Source organism: Burkholderia sp. BCC1985, assembly GCF_905339915.1.
In the GTDB taxonomy this organism is placed as follows: domain Bacteria; phylum Pseudomonadota; class Gammaproteobacteria; order Burkholderiales; family Burkholderiaceae; genus Burkholderia.
On record NZ_CAJPGY010000115.1, the window covers coordinates 1 to 1204 of the forward strand.

Below are 1204 nucleotides of genomic sequence, written 5' to 3' on the forward strand. Positions count from 1 at the left end.
TGACCTGCCCCCGGTTTTAGTCCGAACTGCAGTTAGAGTCCGAGGTTAAAAACTGCTGCTTCGCGTCGTGCGCCCGGGCGAACTGCGCAGGCGTCAGATAGCCGAGCGAACTATGAGGCCGCTCGGTGTTGTACTCGATACGCCATTCCTCAATCAGCCGCTTGGCGTGGCGCATCGAGACGAACCAGTGCTCGTTCAGGCATTCGTCGCGGAACCGCCCGTTGAAGCTCTCGATATAGGCATTCTCCACCGGCTTGCCAGGCCGAATGAACGACAGCGTGACGCCGGCTTCGTAGGCCCATGCATCCAGCACCTTACCAGCGAATTCCGGCCCGTTGTCGACCGTGATGGATGCGGGTAAGCCTCGCATCTCCTTGAGCCGCTCGAGCACTTGCTGCACTCGTAGGCCCGGCAGCGAAGTATCGACCTCGATGGCCAAGCACTCGCGCGTGTAGTCGTCGACCACGTTCAGGCATCGAAACCGCCGACCATAGGCCAACCCGTCAGAAACGAAGTCCATCGACCAGCTCTGATTCGGGCCTGTTGGCAACGGCAGCGGCGTGCGCTCGACAGCCGCAATACGCTTGCGTCGCCGCTTGCGCACGCTCAGCCCCGCCTTGCTGTACAGGCGCCAGATGCGCTTGTGGTTGGCGAAGCAGCCATCCCGCTGCAACAGCACGTGAATCCGGCGATAGCCGTATCGGCGCTTCTGCGCGGCGATGGCCATCATCCGGCCAGTCAGCGCTTCGTCGTCAACTCGGCGGCGTGATTCGTAGTGGAACAGCGAGCGCGAAATCCCTACCAGCCCGCAGGCTCGGGTAACACCCATGGCACGTTCGGTCATCAATATCCGGACCGCTTCGCGCTTGGCCTGCGGGCTTGCTACTTTCGAGCCAGCAGGTCCTTCAGCGCGGCGTTGTCGAGCATTGATTCGGCCAACAGGCGCTTGAGCTTGTTGTTCTCCTGCTCCAGTTCCTTCAGGCGCTGCGCTTCGGAGACCGTCATCCCGCCGAACTTCGCTTTCCAGTTGTAGTAGGTCGCTTCCGAGATGCCGTACTTGCGGCACAGCTCCGCCGGCTTCAAGCCAGCCTCGGCTTCCTTCAAGATGCCGATGATCTGTTCTTCGGTGAATCGCTTTTTCATTGCCGTTCCTCTCTGGAACGGACTCTACACCGTCACCGTACTAAACGCGGGGAGCAGGTCA

The 1204-nt window shown here is 60.9% G+C and carries 1 protein-coding gene; it reads right to left on the reverse strand.

Features of this window, described 5'->3' with window-relative positions:
* Positions 1-16: 16 nt before the first annotated feature.
* Positions 17-1143, reverse strand: a protein-coding gene (locus U4Z31_RS36885; protein WP_089499171.1) for an IS3 family transposase whose coding sequence is annotated in 2 segments (ribosomal slippage) — positions 17-903 and positions 903-1143 — 1128 coding nt in all. Because the reading frame shifts where the segments join, the coding sequence is not laid out codon by codon here.
* Between the last annotated feature and the right edge of the window lie 61 nt (positions 1144-1204).